The 15,773-nt window shown below is 66.5% G+C and carries 11 protein-coding genes; 8 read left to right on the top strand and 3 right to left on the bottom strand.

The annotated features are described in order from the left end of the window. A complete protein-coding gene (locus K7W41_RS11495; protein WP_224608329.1) occupies positions 1-510 on the bottom strand; it encodes a GNAT family N-acetyltransferase in 510 nt (169 codons plus the stop codon). Then, the gene (locus K7W41_RS11490; RefSeq protein ID WP_224608326.1) at positions 507-1,436 is read right to left on the bottom strand and encodes a carbon-nitrogen hydrolase family protein; all 930 of its coding nucleotides are present in this window, start codon (positions 1,434-1,436) and stop codon (positions 507-509) included. Before K7W41_RS11490 ends, K7W41_RS11495 begins: the two co-directional genes overlap by 4 nt. 209 nt (positions 1,437-1,645) lie before the next feature. Here K7W41_RS11490 and K7W41_RS11485 point away from each other — a divergent pair, with 209 nt between their 5' ends. The 6 genes from K7W41_RS11485 to K7W41_RS11460 all read left to right on the top strand — a co-directional run bounded on the left by K7W41_RS11485 (position 1,646) and on the right by K7W41_RS11460 (position 7,442). Then, the gene (locus K7W41_RS11485; protein ID WP_224608323.1) at positions 1,646-2,206 is read left to right on the top strand and encodes a 5-formyltetrahydrofolate cyclo-ligase; all 561 of its coding nucleotides are present in this window, start codon (positions 1,646-1,648) and stop codon (positions 2,204-2,206) included. Positions 2,207-2,239: 33 nt separating this feature from the next. Then, the gene (locus K7W41_RS11480; RefSeq protein WP_224608320.1) at positions 2,240-2,860 is read left to right on the top strand and encodes a DinB family protein; all 621 of its coding nucleotides are present in this window, start codon (positions 2,240-2,242) and stop codon (positions 2,858-2,860) included. A gap of 27 nt (positions 2,861-2,887) precedes the next feature. Continuing rightward, on the top strand, positions 2,888-3,964 hold the full coding sequence (locus tag K7W41_RS11475; RefSeq protein WP_224608317.1) for a PilT/PilU family type 4a pilus ATPase: 1,077 nt from the start codon (positions 2,888-2,890) through the stop codon (positions 3,962-3,964). A 127-nt stretch (positions 3,965-4,091) separates the two neighbouring features. Then, entirely contained in the window at positions 4,092-4,547 is a 456-nt protein-coding gene (locus K7W41_RS11470) for a DUF488 domain-containing protein (protein ID WP_224608314.1), read from the top strand. A 256-nt stretch (positions 4,548-4,803) separates the two neighbouring features. Continuing rightward, positions 4,804-6,939: a hypothetical protein gene (locus tag K7W41_RS11465; RefSeq protein WP_224608311.1), complete on the top strand. Its 2,136-nt coding sequence runs from the start codon at positions 4,804-4,806 to the stop codon at positions 6,937-6,939. After that, on the top strand, positions 6,939-7,442 hold the full coding sequence (locus K7W41_RS11460) for a hypothetical protein (RefSeq protein WP_224608308.1): 504 nt from the start codon (positions 6,939-6,941) through the stop codon (positions 7,440-7,442). The genes K7W41_RS11465 and K7W41_RS11460 overlap by 1 nt, the downstream gene beginning before the upstream one ends. A 10-nt stretch (positions 7,443-7,452) precedes the next feature. Here K7W41_RS11460 and dnaE read toward each other — a convergent pair whose 3' ends face one another. Further along, a complete protein-coding gene (dnaE, locus tag K7W41_RS11455) occupies positions 7,453-12,762 on the bottom strand; it encodes a DNA polymerase III subunit alpha (RefSeq protein WP_224608305.1) in 5,310 nt (1,769 codons plus the stop codon). Positions 12,763-13,075: 313 nt separating this feature from the next. Here dnaE and K7W41_RS11450 point away from each other — a divergent pair, with 313 nt between their 5' ends. Further along, positions 13,076-13,645 carry a PAS domain-containing protein gene (locus K7W41_RS11450; RefSeq protein ID WP_224608303.1) on the top strand — a complete coding sequence of 190 codons (570 nt, stop codon included), beginning with the start codon at positions 13,076-13,078 and terminating at the stop codon, positions 13,643-13,645. Between the two features lie 153 nt (positions 13,646-13,798). Continuing rightward, positions 13,799-15,691, top strand: a complete 1,893-nt coding sequence (dnaK, locus tag K7W41_RS11445; protein ID WP_224608300.1) for a molecular chaperone DnaK — start codon at positions 13,799-13,801, stop codon at positions 15,689-15,691. The last annotated feature ends 82 nt before the right edge of the window (positions 15,692-15,773 follow it).

The raw sequence follows: 15,773 nt of genomic DNA, 5'->3' as shown, positions 1-15,773 counted from the left end.
CTAAAGGGGCAACCACATCCAATGCTCCTCATGTACCCGCCCGTTCCGGCGCACCGCGTCCGGCTGGGTGCCCCACACGCGAAAGCCGCAGCGTTCGTACAGGCGCCGGGCGGCGTGCTGGGTGTCCATGACGGTGAGGTGAAGTGAAGTCACGCCGGGCCAAGTGTGGGCGTGGTCCATGGCGGCCCTTACCAGCGCCTCGCCCACGCCCTGCCCGCGCGCCGCTGGGGCCACCGACACGCTGAAGATGTTCACGCGGTGCGCCTGGGTTGGGGGCTCCTCGCGCATCAGGGTCAGCAGGCCCACGAGGTCGCCGTTCAGGAAGGCGCCCAGGGTCACGCCGGGGGCGTCGGGGGCGAGGCGCTCGGCCAGCCGTTCAGCCGGCCACGCGGCGAACTGCTCGGCGGTGGTCACAAAGGCCTCGGGGTCGGCGCGCAGGGCGGCGAGACGAGCCGCACGGTAGGCGGGGGCATCGGCCAGGGTCAGGCGGCGAATGGTGGGGGCGGTCATGCGGGCACCTCGGCCGCCAGGGGGACCACCTCGGCGGGGCCGGGGCGGCTCTGGCCTATTTGCCGGTCGCGCCAGTTCAATACGTGGCCGTCGGCGCGCACATGGCGGGTCAGGGCCAAGTCCAGGTCGGCCACCAGCCAGCCGGTCTCGTTCCAGCCGCGCTGCGCCACCACGCCGTCGGCGGGCAGGCCGTTGTCGGCGGGGGCGTAAATGCCGGCGGCGCCGTGGGCGTCTTCCACCGCGTAGGTCCAGGGGGCATGGGCAATCAGGGGCGCGTGCAGGGCGTAGCACTGGTTTTCCAGCGCGCGGGCCATGCTGCCCACCCGCACGCGCGTGTACCCGGCGCGGCTGCCGGTGAACGACGGCACCACCAGCAGTTCCGCGCCGGCTTCAGCCAGTTGGCGGGCCAGGGTGGGGAACTCGCTGTCGTAGCAGATGGCAATGCCAAAGCGCAGCGTCCAGCCGGGCAGCGGCAGGTCAAACACACGCACGCCTTCGCCGGGGGCAATGGCCCATTCCTCGGCCTCAAAGCGGGTCATCAGCAGCTTGTCCTGGTGGGTCTGGGTGCCGTCGGGGCCAAACACGTAGGCGCGGTTCACAAAGCCCTCGCCCTGGGCCACCGGATAGCTGCCCGCCACGATCCCCACGCCGTGCTGGCGGGCCAGCCGGGCGTGCAGGGCCAGGAACTCGGGCAGAAAGGCCTGCAGCGCCGGGCGCATGCCCAGCACGTCGTGGTGCAGGGCACGGGGCAGCAGGCTGATCAGTTCCAGCGGGCTGTACTCGGGAAAGACGAGGAGCTGCGCGCCCTGGGCCGCCGCCTCGCCCACCCAACGCGAGAGCTTGGCCTCGTAGGCCGTCCAGCCCTCCAGAAAATCCACCGGGTACGCCGCCGCCGCCACCCGCACCACCAAGCCCTGTGCCGTCATGGGCCCGAGTGTAGGCCAGGGCCCCCGCCGCGCGCCGCCGCCAGATGACCTAAGTCACTCGCTGTTGATCTTGAGATCAACCGAGCGGGCTGGAACAGCTGCGCCGCAGAGCGAGAGGCGAAAAAAGGACCTCGCACCGAGAATGGAAACGTTTCGGCGCTCTTCTGAAACGTTGAATTGGGAGGGGCGAGGTCCTTAGCCTGGGCGGCATGCTGACCGCTGGGGCCTACCGCGAGCAGGTGTGGGACGAGTTGCAAGCCCGCCGCGCCTGCGCCTACCCGCTGCCGCCGCACGGGCACTGCCCGAACTTTACCCACGCCCGCAAGGCCGCCGCCCAGCTGCTGGCCCACCCGCAGGTGGCGGCCCTGCACACCCTGATCGTGGGCCCGGAGCGCGCCCTGTACCCGCTGCGCACCCTGGCGCTGAAGGCGGGCAAGACGCTGTATGTGCCCCACCAGAAAAAAGAGGGCTGGGCCTGGCACCTGACCGACCCCCGGGGCGCGCGCCTGAGCGCCATGCCCACGTACGGCGAGCCGAAGCTGACCACCGAAGGCGCTCAGGCTGCCGTGCTGGCCTGCGTGGCCGCCGACCCCCAGGGCGGGCGGCTGGGCAAGGGCTTTGGCTGGGGCGCGCGCGGCCTGGGGCTGGGCCTGCCGGAGTACACGCTGGCCCACCCGCTGATGCTGCCCGCGCAGTTGCCCTGCCCACCGGATTCCCGGGTGGCGCTGATCGGCACGCCCGGCGGCGTGGTGGAGTGTACCCCGGTCTGAAACTTCCCAGACCCGCAGCGCGTACCATGCGGCATGAGCCGACGTGCCAATCCCTATGTGCCCGCCCTCGTCACGGTCGCCACGGTGGGGGTGGCGGCCGGCGCCGCGTACCTGGCCCGCACGCGGAAGAAAGAGGTGACGGGGCTGGTGGTCAGCCGCGTGCTGGAACGCCCGGCCTCGCGGTCCTCGTACAGCGACCTCGCCCAGAGCCTGGAACGGTCGGGCACCTTCCTGGCGGGCCGCAGCGAGCGCGCCGCCGACACCCACGCCAACCGCGAACTGCTGGGCCACATCATTGGCATTGAGCGCTGGGGCCAGAGCCGCATTGAGGCCGCCCTGCGCGGTCAGGCGCCAGCCGAGGCCACCTACCACCCCCATCGCCCGCCGCAGGACACGCCCCTGCCCGAACTGCGTGCCCAGGTGAGCGCCACCCGCGCGGCCACGGTGGACCTCGCGCGGCGCCTGCAGCGCGAGGCCCCCGACGACACCCTGAGCGCCCCGCACAACCAGTACGGCGACCTGAGCCTGAAGGCGTGGCTGCGCTACCTCTCGCAGCACGCGGACTTTGAGAGCCGGCGGCTGCGCGGCGCCCCGGCCCAGACCCCGCCGCAGGGCCAGCCAGCGGCGCTGCCCTCGCCTGCAGCAAAACTGTAAGAGGCCCCCACGTACCCTGAGGGCGCCATGAGTGTCCTCAACAGCGTTCTGACTGCCCTGGTCAAGGAAGGGGCCAGCGACATCCACCTGCGTACCGGAAGCCCGCCCGCCGGGCGCGTGAACGGCCTGATCAAACGCTACGGCGAGACACGGCTGGCCCCCGACCACGTGGAAGGCTTTGCGCGGGAAATGATGACCCCCGCCATGTGGGAGGAGTTTGTGCTGCGCCGCGAGGCCGACTTTGCCTACGGCATCCCCAACTTGGCGCGCTTTCGCGTGAACGCCTACTGGCAGCGCGGCAGCATTGGCCTGATCATGCGCGTGATTGAGGAAAAACCCATTCCCAGCTTTGCGCAGCTGGGGTTGCCCCAGGAGACCTTCGAGCAACTGGCGCAGCACGAGCGCGGCCTGATTCTGGTCACCGGGCCCACCGGCAGCGGCAAGACCACCACCCTGGCCAGCCTGCTGGACCACATCAACGACACGCAGCCCGTGAACATCGTGACCCTCGAAGACCCCATTGAGGTGCTGCACAAGGACAAGACGGCGATGATCAGCCAGCGCGAGCTGGGCATGGACACCCTGACCTTCGCCAACGGCCTGCGCGCCTCCATGCGCCAGGACCCCGACGTGATCCTGATTGGCGAGATGCGCGACAAGGAAACGGTGGAAGCCGCCCTGTCGGCGGCGCAGACCGGGCACCTCGTGTTCTCCACGCTGCACACCCAGGACGCCATTCGCACGGTCAACCGCATCATTGACTTCTTTGCGCCGCACGAGCGCGACCAGATTCGCCAGGGGCTGTCCGAGAGCATCGTGGGGATCATCAGCCAGCGCCTGCTGCCCAAGGCGGGGGGCGGGCGCGTGCTGGGCCTGGAAATCCTGCTGGGCACGCCCACCGTCCGCGAGTGCATCAAGGACCCGGAGCGCACCGAGGAAATCAAGCAGGCCCTGCTGGAAGGCGGCGCCCGCGGCATGCACACCTTTGACCAGCACCTCGCCAGCCTGGTGCAGGCGGGCCTGATGACCGAGGAAGACGCCCTGGCCAGCGCCACCAGCGCCCACGAACTGAAGATCATGATGATGCGGGCGCAGTACGCGTAAAGGGGGTTGTGGGGAGTAGGCAGTGGGTTGTGGGAAAAGAGGAGGGCGGGCCTGTGGGCTCGCCTTTTTTTGTGGGGGTGGATGGGGGTCACGGTGGCGCGGTGGCGTCTCCCCTACCCTGCGGGACATGAGCGCCCCGACCCTCTGGACCATTGGCTACGAGGACGCCGAGCTACATGCCTTTCTGGACACGCTGAAGGCGGCAGGCGTGACGGTGCTGGTGGACACCCGCGAGCGCGCCCAAAGCCGCCGCCGGGGCTACAGCAAAACCGCACTGGGGCAGGCGCTGGCTGAACAGGGCATGGGCTACCGGCACCTGCGCCAGCTGGGCACGCCCCCCGTGCTGCGCAAGACGTACAAGGTGGATAAAGATTTTGTCGCGCTGAAGGCGGGGTACACCCTGCACCTGGCGACACAGGGCGAGGCGCTGGATGAACTGGGCGCCCTGGCCGCGCGGGAGCGGGTGGCCCTGCTGTGCTACGAGCGTGAAGCGGGCGAGTGCCACCGCAGCCTGATTGCTGGGCGGTTGCAGACGCTCGGGTGGGTGGGGGACGTGGTGGACTTGGTGCCGCCGCGCCGGTGAGCGGGACCCTGGCCCCTGGGACCGTCACGCCGCACCAGACGAGCGCCCTCCATTCCCGTTCCCCACGCCACTGGGCTGAATCAAAGGAACGCGTGCCTGGACAGGGGTGACGGCTTGGGAGTCGCCAGATCGCCAAACCATCAGCCGGCCGCCCCTATGCCTTGAGAACGCCCTTGGTGTTCATGACTTCCGCATGGACGCCAGGCTGCGCAGGAGTATTGTGGCGACGAACCGCAATCCGTCCTGGAGGGCCGCCTTGATTCAGCCAACCGAGCGCAAAACTGCCACGTCAGCCACGTCTGTACCGCTCTCACCGGCAGGCCAAACAACCAAAGCCAGCGCCCTGAAAACCAACCAGCAGTCCTGGACGCGAAAGTTCAGTGGCTCCGCCAAGGGCGTTCATTTTCAGCTGTGGGTGCAGCGCGAACCTTCAGGCCACCTGCACGCCCGCTATCAGGTGACCCCGGGCAATCCAAAGGGCTGGCACCTGGAAGGCCAGATCCGGGAAGACAATACGTTTGCCCTCAGTGGCGCCAACGGCGCTGTCTTCGAAGGGCGATTCCTGGCCGGCGGCGTGGGCCTGATTGCGCATTTTCGGCGTGGAACCGCTTTTGAAGTCAACGCCCTGAAAATGACCAAGACTTCACCCAGCGCCGCCGCACGGCGGCCAGCGGTCCCGAAGACAGCCCCTTCAGCGGCCTCAACCCCGCAGCAGACGGTTCCAGCATCTGCAGGTCACAGCGCGCCGCCACCCAAAGGCGCCGACAGCACAGGTGTGAAGTGGCAAGCCCAGAAAACGGGGCTGAGGGGGTTTGACCTTCAACCCGACGTGCAGGCGGCCATTCTCTGGGGCGCAGAGCAGCTCAAGGTCAATCCCAATGATCTGGCCGCAACGATTGGCTACGAAACGGCAGGCTCGTTTCGGCCATCGGTTGAAAATGAAGCGGCACGCCGCAAGGGCAAGAAGGGGGCGGTCGGCTTCATTCAGTTCACCCCCAGCGTGGGTATCCCCGGGCTGAATGAGTTCTTGCAAACCCCGAAGGGCCGTCAATGTGCGCGCACGCTGGGCATCACCGCGACCAGCGTGACCCGCGACAGCCTGCTGAACATGGCGCCGTTGGAGCAGATGCGTTTTGTGGTGCTGTATTTCAGGATACCGGTCAATGCCCTGCCCGAACACGCGACCTACGACAAGATTTACCAGAAGATCCTGGCCCCTGGACGCAACAGCGACATCTGGTACCGGGAAGGCGACGGGAACTACGAGGCCAACAGCCAATTCGACACCAACAAGGATGGGCAGATCACGCGCCTTGAAGCCGCCGGCGAAATCAGGAAGCAGGGGTTTGTGGTCAACTACTTTCAGCCCGTGACCGACGCTTCAGCGCAGTCCGCGCCTGCACCCAGGAAGCCGAGTCCGCAAGGCCCATCGGCCGCACCACCAAAACCAGCCGCGCAGACGCAGGCCGCTGCCCCAAAGACCCCGGTTCCGACAACCGTCAATCCCCAGATGGGCGACAAGGCCTCCTTTGACGACCGGGTGACCCAGGTCCTCACCGCATTTACCCAGGCCTACCATTTCCCCGTCACGGTGCGGTGGCAAGACCCGCAGGGAACACACGAGAACAGCATTCAGGTTCAGACGCCCTACTTCATCAACAGCGGCTCTATTCAGGTGTCCATTCGAAAGAACAGGGCCAACATGTCGGCGGCGGACCGCGCGGTCTTTCAGCAGGCGCCCGCGACCGCCCGTCTGGGCAAGGCCAGCCCCGAACAGATGCAGGCGTTCGCGCAGCTTCTCGTGCAGGCCAATCCCTTCGGGGTGCCCCCAGGCAGCATCACTGGCGCGCTGGTGACGGGCTGGCTGAAAAAATATGGCATTGGTGTGGACTGCTCCGGCTTCGTCTCGCAGGCGCTGGACACCGCCACCACGCAGCTGACGGGCCAAGATCCTCACATCGGCGATCCCAATGTGCGTGTCAACCGGGCTTCGGGCAGCCTGCACGGCAACAACCAGGAGTTTGAGAAGGTCGGCACACCGGCCGAGGTGCGGCCCGGCGACACCATGTGGCTCAGTGGACACATTCGGATCGTGCTTCGGGTGGGACCCGGGCCGGGCGGCAAAGGCATTCAGATGATGATTGCCGAATCAACGCCCAATGCCCAGCTTCCGGTGGCCCGCGCCCAGGGCACCACCACCCTGACGGGGGTTGACCGCGCGATCTGGTGGTTTGCTGACGCCACCAAGTTCACGCGGCGGGGCCTGAAGAAGAAAACCGAATCCTACAACTGGGACGCCCTGCCCACAGACAAATGGGAAACGGCCAACACGGCAGACATAGAGAGCTTCTACTTTAGCCGCTACCGCCCGCTGGACCGGGGGCGGCGCTGATGATCCGGATGCTGTTCCTCATGGCGCTGCTGGCGCCCACAGCTGTACCGCCCGGCATTCAGGAGTGGGCGCAGGACGAGCAGTTGACCCTGCAGAGTGCGCGCACCACAACGCAGGGCGACTGGTCGGTGTTTGACGGTCAATACAGGGCCTTGTCCGGGAAAGTGACCGTCAAACTGGTGTCCTCCCGGGCCGGGGGCGACGGCACACCGTACAACCGGTTGCGGTACGACTTCGTGTATCCCCGTGACAGCGCCGCAGCGGTCACGATGGTCAAGACGTATGCCCAGCAGGAGGCCGTCGAGGTGCTGGACAGCAAACGGCTCAACGCCTGTCTTGAAGCGGTCCAGCAAGCGAAAGCGCCCCAGGTCAAGACGATGGTCTGGAAAATGCTCAATGCTCAGGAGGGCCGGTTCCTGAAAGTGAACTGCGGGGTGACCGCCACCTCAACGTATGTCACGTACGAGGAAAAGGCCCTCTCGTCGACGTACTGGAAGAAGTAGCTCGGGCGCCTCACGCCCGCATGCCCCCACCGTTCTGGCGGTTCATCCATGCCGGCGGCTTGGGCGCAAAGCGGCCCAGGATCGTCTGCTGGTCGTAGGCCAGGTAGGCTTCGGCCCAGGGGAAGGTCTGGTTCAGCACGCGAATGGCCTCCGGGCTGCCCATCCCGTGGTCCAGCTGGTACAGCACGAATTGTTCGGGCGTCTCCAAGCGCAGGTAGGTGGGCATGGACCCCGCGTGCTCGTCCAGCACGCTCTGAAACTCGCCCACCGCGTCAGGCGTGGCGTTCTCCAGGTCAATGGTCACGTACATGACCTTGGGCACGTCGGCCAGCTGCTCCACGCTCACCACTTCCTCGGCAATGGCGCGCAGGCCACCGTCCTCGCTTTCCAGTTCCACGATCACCAGGGCGGGTGTGTCGTTGACCAGCTTATCCTGAATGCGCTCGTAGGCCCGGCTGAAGGCCACCAGTTCGGTCTGCCCGGATTCGTCGGCCAGGATGAAACGGGCCATCATGCCGCCCGATTTGGTGGGCTTCTTGACCACGCTCTCGATCATGCCCGCCAGCACCGCCTTGATGCGTTTGCCGGGCGCCACGTTCTGCGTCTGGAACCACGTGTCCAGGTCCGAGATGCGGCAGCTGGCGGCCTCGCGCAGGCCTTCGTGCTGTTCCAGCGGGTGGCCGGAAATGTACAGACCCAGCGCCTCTTTCTCGATGCTCAGGCGTTCCAGGTCCGTAAAGGGCGCAATGCCGGCGCGCAGGGGCCGCTCCTGCTTCACCTCGTCCATGCCGAACATCATTGCCATGCCGCTCTGGGCCTTGGCGTTGATATCCGCCGCGCCCGCCGCGTCTTCCAGGGCGTCTTCCAGGCTGTGCATCAGCTGGTTGCGTTCGCCAAACTGGTCAAAGGCGCCGCTCTTGATCAGGCTTTCCATGGCCTTGCGGTTGCACACCTTGTTGCCCAGGCGCGAGCAGAAGTCCGCCAGCGACTTAAACCGCCCAGCCCGCTCGCGCTCTTCCAGAATCTTCTGCACGGCGGCCTCGCCCAGGCCCTTGATGGCGTACAGCCCGAACAGAATCTCCTCACCCTGCACCGCAAAGTCAGCCGCCGAGCGGTTGATGTCCGGCGGCAGCACCCGCACGTCCATTTTGCGGGCATCACTGACATATTCCGCGACTTTGTCTGAATCCTTGCGCTCGACTGTTAAAAGCGCGGCCATGAATTGAACGGGGTAGTTGGCTTTCAGCCACGCGGTCTGGTAGGTGATGACCCCGTACGCCGCCGAGTGGCTGTTGTGCACCACCAGATCGTTCGCCACGAAGTTGTGGGTGCCCGGCACTTCCAGGTCGTAGGTCTGGGCCTCGCCAGCAGGTTCAATGCTGACAATGGTGTCCCAGTACAGCTCCTCCGAGCAGGCGTCCAGCAGCGCGGCATCCTCGAAGAACTCGCCCAGCGTCTGAATCGTGGCGCGGCGGAAGCCCTTCTTGTGGGCCTTGGGGGCGCCGTAAAACTCCTTGGTGCATACGCCGGTCTGCGCTTCAATCTCGCGCCAGCCCAGGCCGCTGGCCTGCTTGGCGGTCTGCACGCGGGCCTTGATGCTGGCGGGCACGGTGTCCACTGTCTCACGGCCCTGCGGGGTGCCCGCGTAGTAGGCGCGCAGCGCGGCCAGTTGCGCCTCGCGGCCCACCAGATGCGGCGCGACCACCGTGAGGAACTGGTCAATGGAGCGCCGACCCACCAGATGCACGGTGTACCCGGTGCGGCCAGCGGTGTCCTCGCCGCGCGCATACGCAAAGTGCTTCTCGCTGACCTTGGCGACCATCCCCAGGCGCAGCAGAACGTGCGCCAGATCGTCGGCCAGCTGGCGCGAGGCCGTGGCGGCGTACGGCGTGGTGTTTCCCGGGCCAGACAGAAACCCGTCGCCCGACCAGTAGCGGCCCACCAGCACCGCCAGAGAAGCGTTGTTCAGACGGAAGGCGGCAGTGGGCAGCGCCTTCTCGGTGGCTTTCACGCCCACCAGCCCCAGCCCTTCCAGCCACAGCCGCACGCCGGACTTGCCCGCCGCACTGCCGCGCAGGCCAGTGCCCAGGTACACGTCATGCACGTTGTGGCGGTCGGGTCTGGCCTTCACGCTGGGCCGGGTGTTGGGGAACTGCCCGGCCAGCGCCACCATGTCGGCCACCTGGGCCTCACTTTGCGAGTACAGGTAGGCGCCGCAGGGGTGGCAGGTGTTGCCTTCGGCCAGCACCCAGCCCAGCAGGCCCGCTTCGTGCTCGGGCCAGTGGTCGGTGCCCAGTTCCGGCAGGCGGGCCGGTGCGGCAATCCGGTCGCCCGCCGTCAGGTCGTCCACGTTGCGCCAACCGTCCAGCGTCAGCAGGGGGTGGTTGCCGGTGGCCGTCAGTTCGCGGCCCAGCGCGGTCTTCACCTTGAACACGGGTTTTACGCCATTGTCGAAGAACTGGCCGGTGGGGCGCAATTCCAGGCGGTACGCGGCGTTCACGCTGGGGAGCTCAACTTGCCGGCCTTCGCGGTACAGGTCCTCCATGCGGCGCAACTCGCCGCCGGCTACGGGCACGCGCGTGTCGCCTGTCAAACACTTGTTGAAGCCGTAATTTGCAAAGGCATCCAGCAAATCAAAGAGCTTGTTCCCTTCTTCTTTGGGCACGCCATTCTTTTCCGCACCGTCCACAAAGATCTGCCGCTGGCGTTTCATCTCCTCGGCGTCTTTCTTGCCCATCGCGCGGCGCAGCAGGTCCGCGCCGCCTAAGCTAAAGCCCGCGACCTCCGAAGCGATCTGCATGATCTGCTCCTGGTACACGGGGATGCCGTAGGTTTCGGCCAGGATCTTTTCTAGGTGCTGGGCGCTGGCAGGAAAGCCGTCGCGCTCGTAGTTCACCTCTTCCAGGCCGTGGTGGCGCCGGACATAGGTAGGAATGTTTTCCATCGGCCCCGGGCGGTACAGGGCCGAGAGCGCGATGATGTCCGCCAGGCGCCGGGGCTTCAGGCGGCGGGAGGCGTCGGCAATCCCGGCGCCTTCGAGCTGAAACACGCCCTTGGTGTCGCCCCGGCTCATCAGGGCGTAGGTCTTCTCGTCGTCGAAGGGAATATTGTCGAAGGTGCCGTACGTGTCCTCGAAGTCGGTGCCGGATTCCTTGAGGATGCGCTTGGCTTCGTCCAAGAACGACAGGGTGCGCAGGCCCAGGAAATCCATCTTGATCAGGCCAATGTCCTCGACGGCCTTCATGTCGTACTGGCAGACCATGCCCTCGCCGGACGTGTCGCGCATCACGGGCACCAGGTCGGTCAGCTGCGTCTTGCCGATCACCACGCCCGCCGCGTGGACCGAGGCGTGGCGGGTCAGCCCTTCGAGTTTCTGCGCGAACTCATAGGCTTCCAGCAGTTGGGCGTCCTCGGCCAGCAGCTGCTGAATGTCCGGCACCGCCTCGCGCGCCTGTTCCAGCGAGTAGCTTTTGCCGAACTTGATCGGAATGAGCTTGCTGACCTTGTCCACCTTGGCGTATTCCAGACCCATCACGCGCGCCACGTCCTTCAGGCACGCCTTGGAGGCCATCGTTCCGAAGGTGGCAATCTGCGCCACCTTGTCCTCACCGTACTTGTCCTGCACGTAGGCAATGACCTCGCCGCGCCGGGCGTCGTTGAAGTCAATGTCGAAGTCGGGCATGGAAATGCGGTCGGGGTTCAGGAAGCGCTCGAACAGCAGCTCGAATTCCAGCGGGTCGAGGTTGGTGATCCGCATGGCATACGCCACCAGCGACCCGGCGCCCGAACCACGCCCCGGCCCCACCGAAATGTCCTGATCCTTGGCCCAGTTGATGTAATCCGCGACAATCAGGAAGTAGTCGGGGAAGCCCATGTTGTTGATCACGCTCAGCTCGTACTCCGCGCGGCGCAGGATGACCAGGGCGTGCTTGTGGTGTGCGCGGGTGGTTTCCTCGTCGGGCGCGGCGGGGTCAAGTTCAATACGGGTGTCGCTGTCCTTCTGGCTGGCCTTGCGGCAGTCCTCGTGGGCGTAGGCGGGGAGGCCCCCAGCCTCGGCTTCTGCCTCCATCAGTTCCAGCGCCGGATATTTCGTGTACTTCTCGCCGGCTGCCTTGCCGCGCGCCTCCCACACGCTGCCCATGAAGGCCAGCAGCGTCAGCAGCGTTTCGAGGTCGCAGGTGCGGGCGTCGCAGCCGTCCACGCGTTGCAGCACCGCCGGGGCATCCTCGCCCAGGGCCGCCAGGGACCGCTGGGCGTAGTCGCGCAGGAGGTTCTCGGTGGCGTGGCCGGGGTAGCGCTTGACCGTGCCCCGGTAGGTCTGCACCCGCAGTTCCTCGGCCATGGTGCGGCCCTCGGGAATCGGCAGGGCCGGCATCTGGTACACGCGCTTTTTGCCCACGGGCAGGTCCACGTTGCACAGCTCGGCAATCATGGCGGTGTTGTCGAAGGGCTCCTCGCCCCAGTCAGCCACTGGCAGGGCGCGCTGCATCTCTTCCAGGTCCTTCACATAGAACTCGTCGCAGGGAAACTTGAAGCGGTTCTCGTCGGCCAGCGTGGCTTTGGTCTGAATGGCCAGCAGCGTTTCGTGGGCGGTGGCGTCGGACTTCTTCACGTAGTGGCCGTCGTTGGTGGCGACCAGGCCAATGCCCAGTTCCTGCGCCCAGGCTTTCAGAATGGGGTTGTTCTTCTTCTGTTCCGGCAGCCCGTGGTCCTGAATCTCAATGAAGTAGTTTTCCCCGAACAGCTCGCGGTACCACAGCAGCCGCTTTTTGGCGTCGTCCTCGCGGCCCTGCAGCAGCAGTTGCTGCACCTCGCTGCCCAGGCAACCGGAAAAGGCGATCACGCCTTTGTGGTGCTCCTGCAGCAGTTCGTGGTCAATGCGCGGCTTGTAGTAATAGCCTTCGGTATAGCCCCGGCTGCTCAGGCGGCAGAGGTTCTGGTAACCCTCGAAGTCGCGCGCCAGCAGGGTCAGGTGAAAGATGCCCTTCTCGCCGTCCTGGCCGCGCGTGCGGTCGCGCCGGGTGCCCTGCCCGGGAACCACATACGCCTCGTAGCCGATGATCGGCTTGACGCCCATGCCGGTCGCGTAGTTGTAGAAATGCACCGCCCCGTGCATGTTGCCGTGGTCGGTCATCGCCAGGGCGGGGGTGCAGCCTTCTGGCGTGACCTCCTTGGCCCATTTGAGCAGGTCCTTCAGTTTCGCCGCGCCGTCCAGCAGGCTGTACTGCGTGTGCTGATGCAGGTGGGCGAAGCGCTTGGGCTTGCAGCAGGAGCCGTCGGGCAGGTGAATGTGGGGGGCAGCGGCGTCGGGGGCGGTCACGGCTTCAGGATAAGGAGCGGCCGCAAACCCTACCGCGACGCGCGTCTCTTGACGGCGCTCCTCTCAGCAGCCGTGCCGCGCGTCACTGCCTTGAGAAGCGCCCTGCGCGTTGCCTGTGGCGGCCGATCATCTCAGCCCCCCGAGCATGCTCTCTGTCTCAGTCAGACTTTTGTAAGAGCCCTGTAACCCCGGGCCCCGCACCCTAAGGCATGGAGCGGGCTGCGGCGCTGTCGCTTTCCTTCCGGCGTGGGTCTGGCCTGCCGCCGGGCGCCCGCATGGCCCTTGTTTCCCATCCCGGCGGTCCACACCGGCCATGAGACCGGGGCTGCTAGAGCTGCGCTGGGCGTACCTGCTGTTCGCCCTGCTGGCCCTGAACAGTTTTCTGGTGGTGTGGCTGGTGCCGCGCCCGCAGGCGTTCTGGGTGCTGGCGCCACTGGTGGCGGTGCAACTGATTGCCGCGTGGCTGGCCCCGCGCATCGTCCGCATGGTGCGCGGCCACCGCCTGCTGCAGGAATCCTACGCCGAGGAACTGGCCTTTGCCCGGCAGCTGATGGAAAGCGTGGAACACGGCCTGACGGTCACCGACGAGGACGGCCGCTTTGTGTACGTGAACCGCGCCTACGCTGAGCTGCTGGGCACCACCCCGGAGCGCGTGCTGGGCCGCACGCCCTTTGAGTTCACGCTGCCCGAGGACCACGCCCGGCTGCAGGCGGCCCGCGCCGAGCGCCGGGGCGGCCAGAGTTCGTCCTACCGCACCCGGCTGCGCCGCCCTGACGGCGCCCTGGTGGACGTGGTGGTGACCGGCACCCCGCGCTGGCATGCGGGCCGCATTGTGGGCAACGTGGCGGCGGTAGTGCCGCTGCGGGACCTGGGCGAGGGCTAAGCTGGGCGCGGCCCTGGCTCCACCTTCACCTGCCCTAAACTTGAGCGCACTGCACTCAACTCTATTGACACTCCTGAACTGTGGCCCTATGATTGATGGCAGTCAGAACTGCTGCCCACATGGCGGCAAATCCCCATACTTACAGGAGTCAACATGCCCAAAGCAGTCGGAATTGACCTTGGTACCACCAACTCCGTGATCGCCGTGATGGAAGGCGGTCGCCCCGAAGTGATCGTGAACGCCGAAGGCGCGCGCACCACCCCCTCCGTCGTGGCCTACAAGGGCGACGAGCGGCTGGTGGGCCAGATTGCCCGCCGCCAGGCCGCCCTGAACCCTGCCGCGACCCTCTTTGAAGTCAAGCGCTTCATTGGCCGCCGCTGGGACGAGGTGAAAGAAGAAGCCGCGCGCAGCCCCTTTACCGTGAAAGAAGGCCCCGGCGGCTCCGTGCGCATTGAAGTGAACGGCAAGGACCTCGCCCCCGAGCAGGTCAGCGCCGAGGTGCTGAACAAGCTGGTGCAGGACGCCAGCGCCAAGCTGGGCGAGAAGATCAAGGACGTGGTGGTCACCGTGCCCGCGTACTTCGACAACTCGCAGCGCGAAGCCACCAAGCAGGCCGGTGAAATTGCGGGCCTGAACGTGCTGCGCGTGATCAACGAGCCCACCGCCGCCGCGCTGGCCTACGGCCTGGAGCGCAAGGGCAACGAGACCGTGCTGGTCTTCGACCTGGGGGGCGGCACCTTCGACGTGACCATCCTGGAACTGGGCGACGGCGTGTTCGAGGTGAAGTCCACCTCCGGCGACACCCACCTGGGCGGCGCGGACTTCGACCAGCGCATCGTGGACTGGCTGGCTGGCGAATTCCAGAAGGACAACTCCTTCGACCTGCGCAAGGACAAGCAGGCCCTGCAGCGCCTGATCGAGGCCGCCGAAAAGGCCAAGATCGAGCTGAGCAACGCCTCGGAAACCACCATCAGCCTGCCCTTCATCACCTTCGACCCCGAAACGCGCACCCCCATGCACCTGGAGCGCACCCTGAGCCGCGCCAAGTTCGAGGAACTGACCGCCGACCTGCTGCGCCGCGTGCGCAAACCGGTGGAGCAGGCTTTGGCCGACGCCAAGCTGGACGCGGGCAAGATTGACGAAGTGATTCTGGTGGGCGGCTCCACCCGGATTCCCGCCGTCAAGCGCATCGTGCAGGAGATCGTGGGCAAGACCCCCAACGAGTCCGTGAACCCCGACGAGGCCGTGGCGCTGGGCGCCGCCGTGCAGGCCGGGATTATCCAGGGTGACAGCAGCCTGGGCGACATCGTGCTGGTGGACGTCACCCCGCTGACGCTGGGCGTGGAGGTCAAGGGCGGCATGATCGCGCCGATGATCACCCGCAACACCACGGTGCCCGCCAAGAAGACCGAGATCTACACCACCGCCGAGAACAACCAGCCCGGCGTGGAGATCAACGTGTTGCAGGGCGAGCGCCCCATGGCCGCCGACAACAAGAGCCTGGGCCGCTTCAAGCTGGAGGGCATCCCCCCCATGCGCGCCGGCCAGCCGCAGATCGAAGTGACTTTCGACATTGACGCCAACGGCATTCTGCACGTCACGGCCAAGGAAAAGCAGAGCGGCAAGGAAGCCAGCATCCGCATCGAGAACACCACCACCCTCGACAAGAGCGATGTGGAGCGCATGGTCAAGGAAGCCGAGCAGAACGCCGAGGCCGACAAGAAGCGCCGCGAGCGCGTCGAGAAGCGCAACAACCTCGACTCCATGCGCGTGCAGGCCCTGGGCCAGATTGAAGAGAACGAAGGCGCCGCAGGTGACGCCAAGGACAAGCTCAAAGCCGCCGCTGACGAGGCCGAGGAAGCGGTGCGCAGCGACGACGACGCCAAGATCGAGGCCGCCCAGAAGCGACTGGAAGAGGAGCTGCGCAGCTTCATGACCGCCGCCCAGGCCGGTGCGCAGGGCCAGGACGCGGGCGCCCAGGGCCAGCCCCAGGCGAACAAGGCCGACGACGACGTGATCGACGCGGACTTCAAGCCGGCGGAATAAGGCCACCCCTCAGTCGCCCTGCGGCGACCGCTCCCCGCCCAGGGGAGCCGACACAGCCCCCCTGCCTCCCCTCTCAGGGGAG

This window comes from Deinococcus multiflagellatus (assembly GCF_020166415.1).
In the GTDB taxonomy this organism is placed as follows: domain Bacteria; phylum Deinococcota; class Deinococci; order Deinococcales; family Deinococcaceae; genus Deinococcus; species Deinococcus multiflagellatus.
Note: the sequence above shows the minus strand (reverse complement) of the source record. Positions and strands in the feature narration are given on the sequence as shown.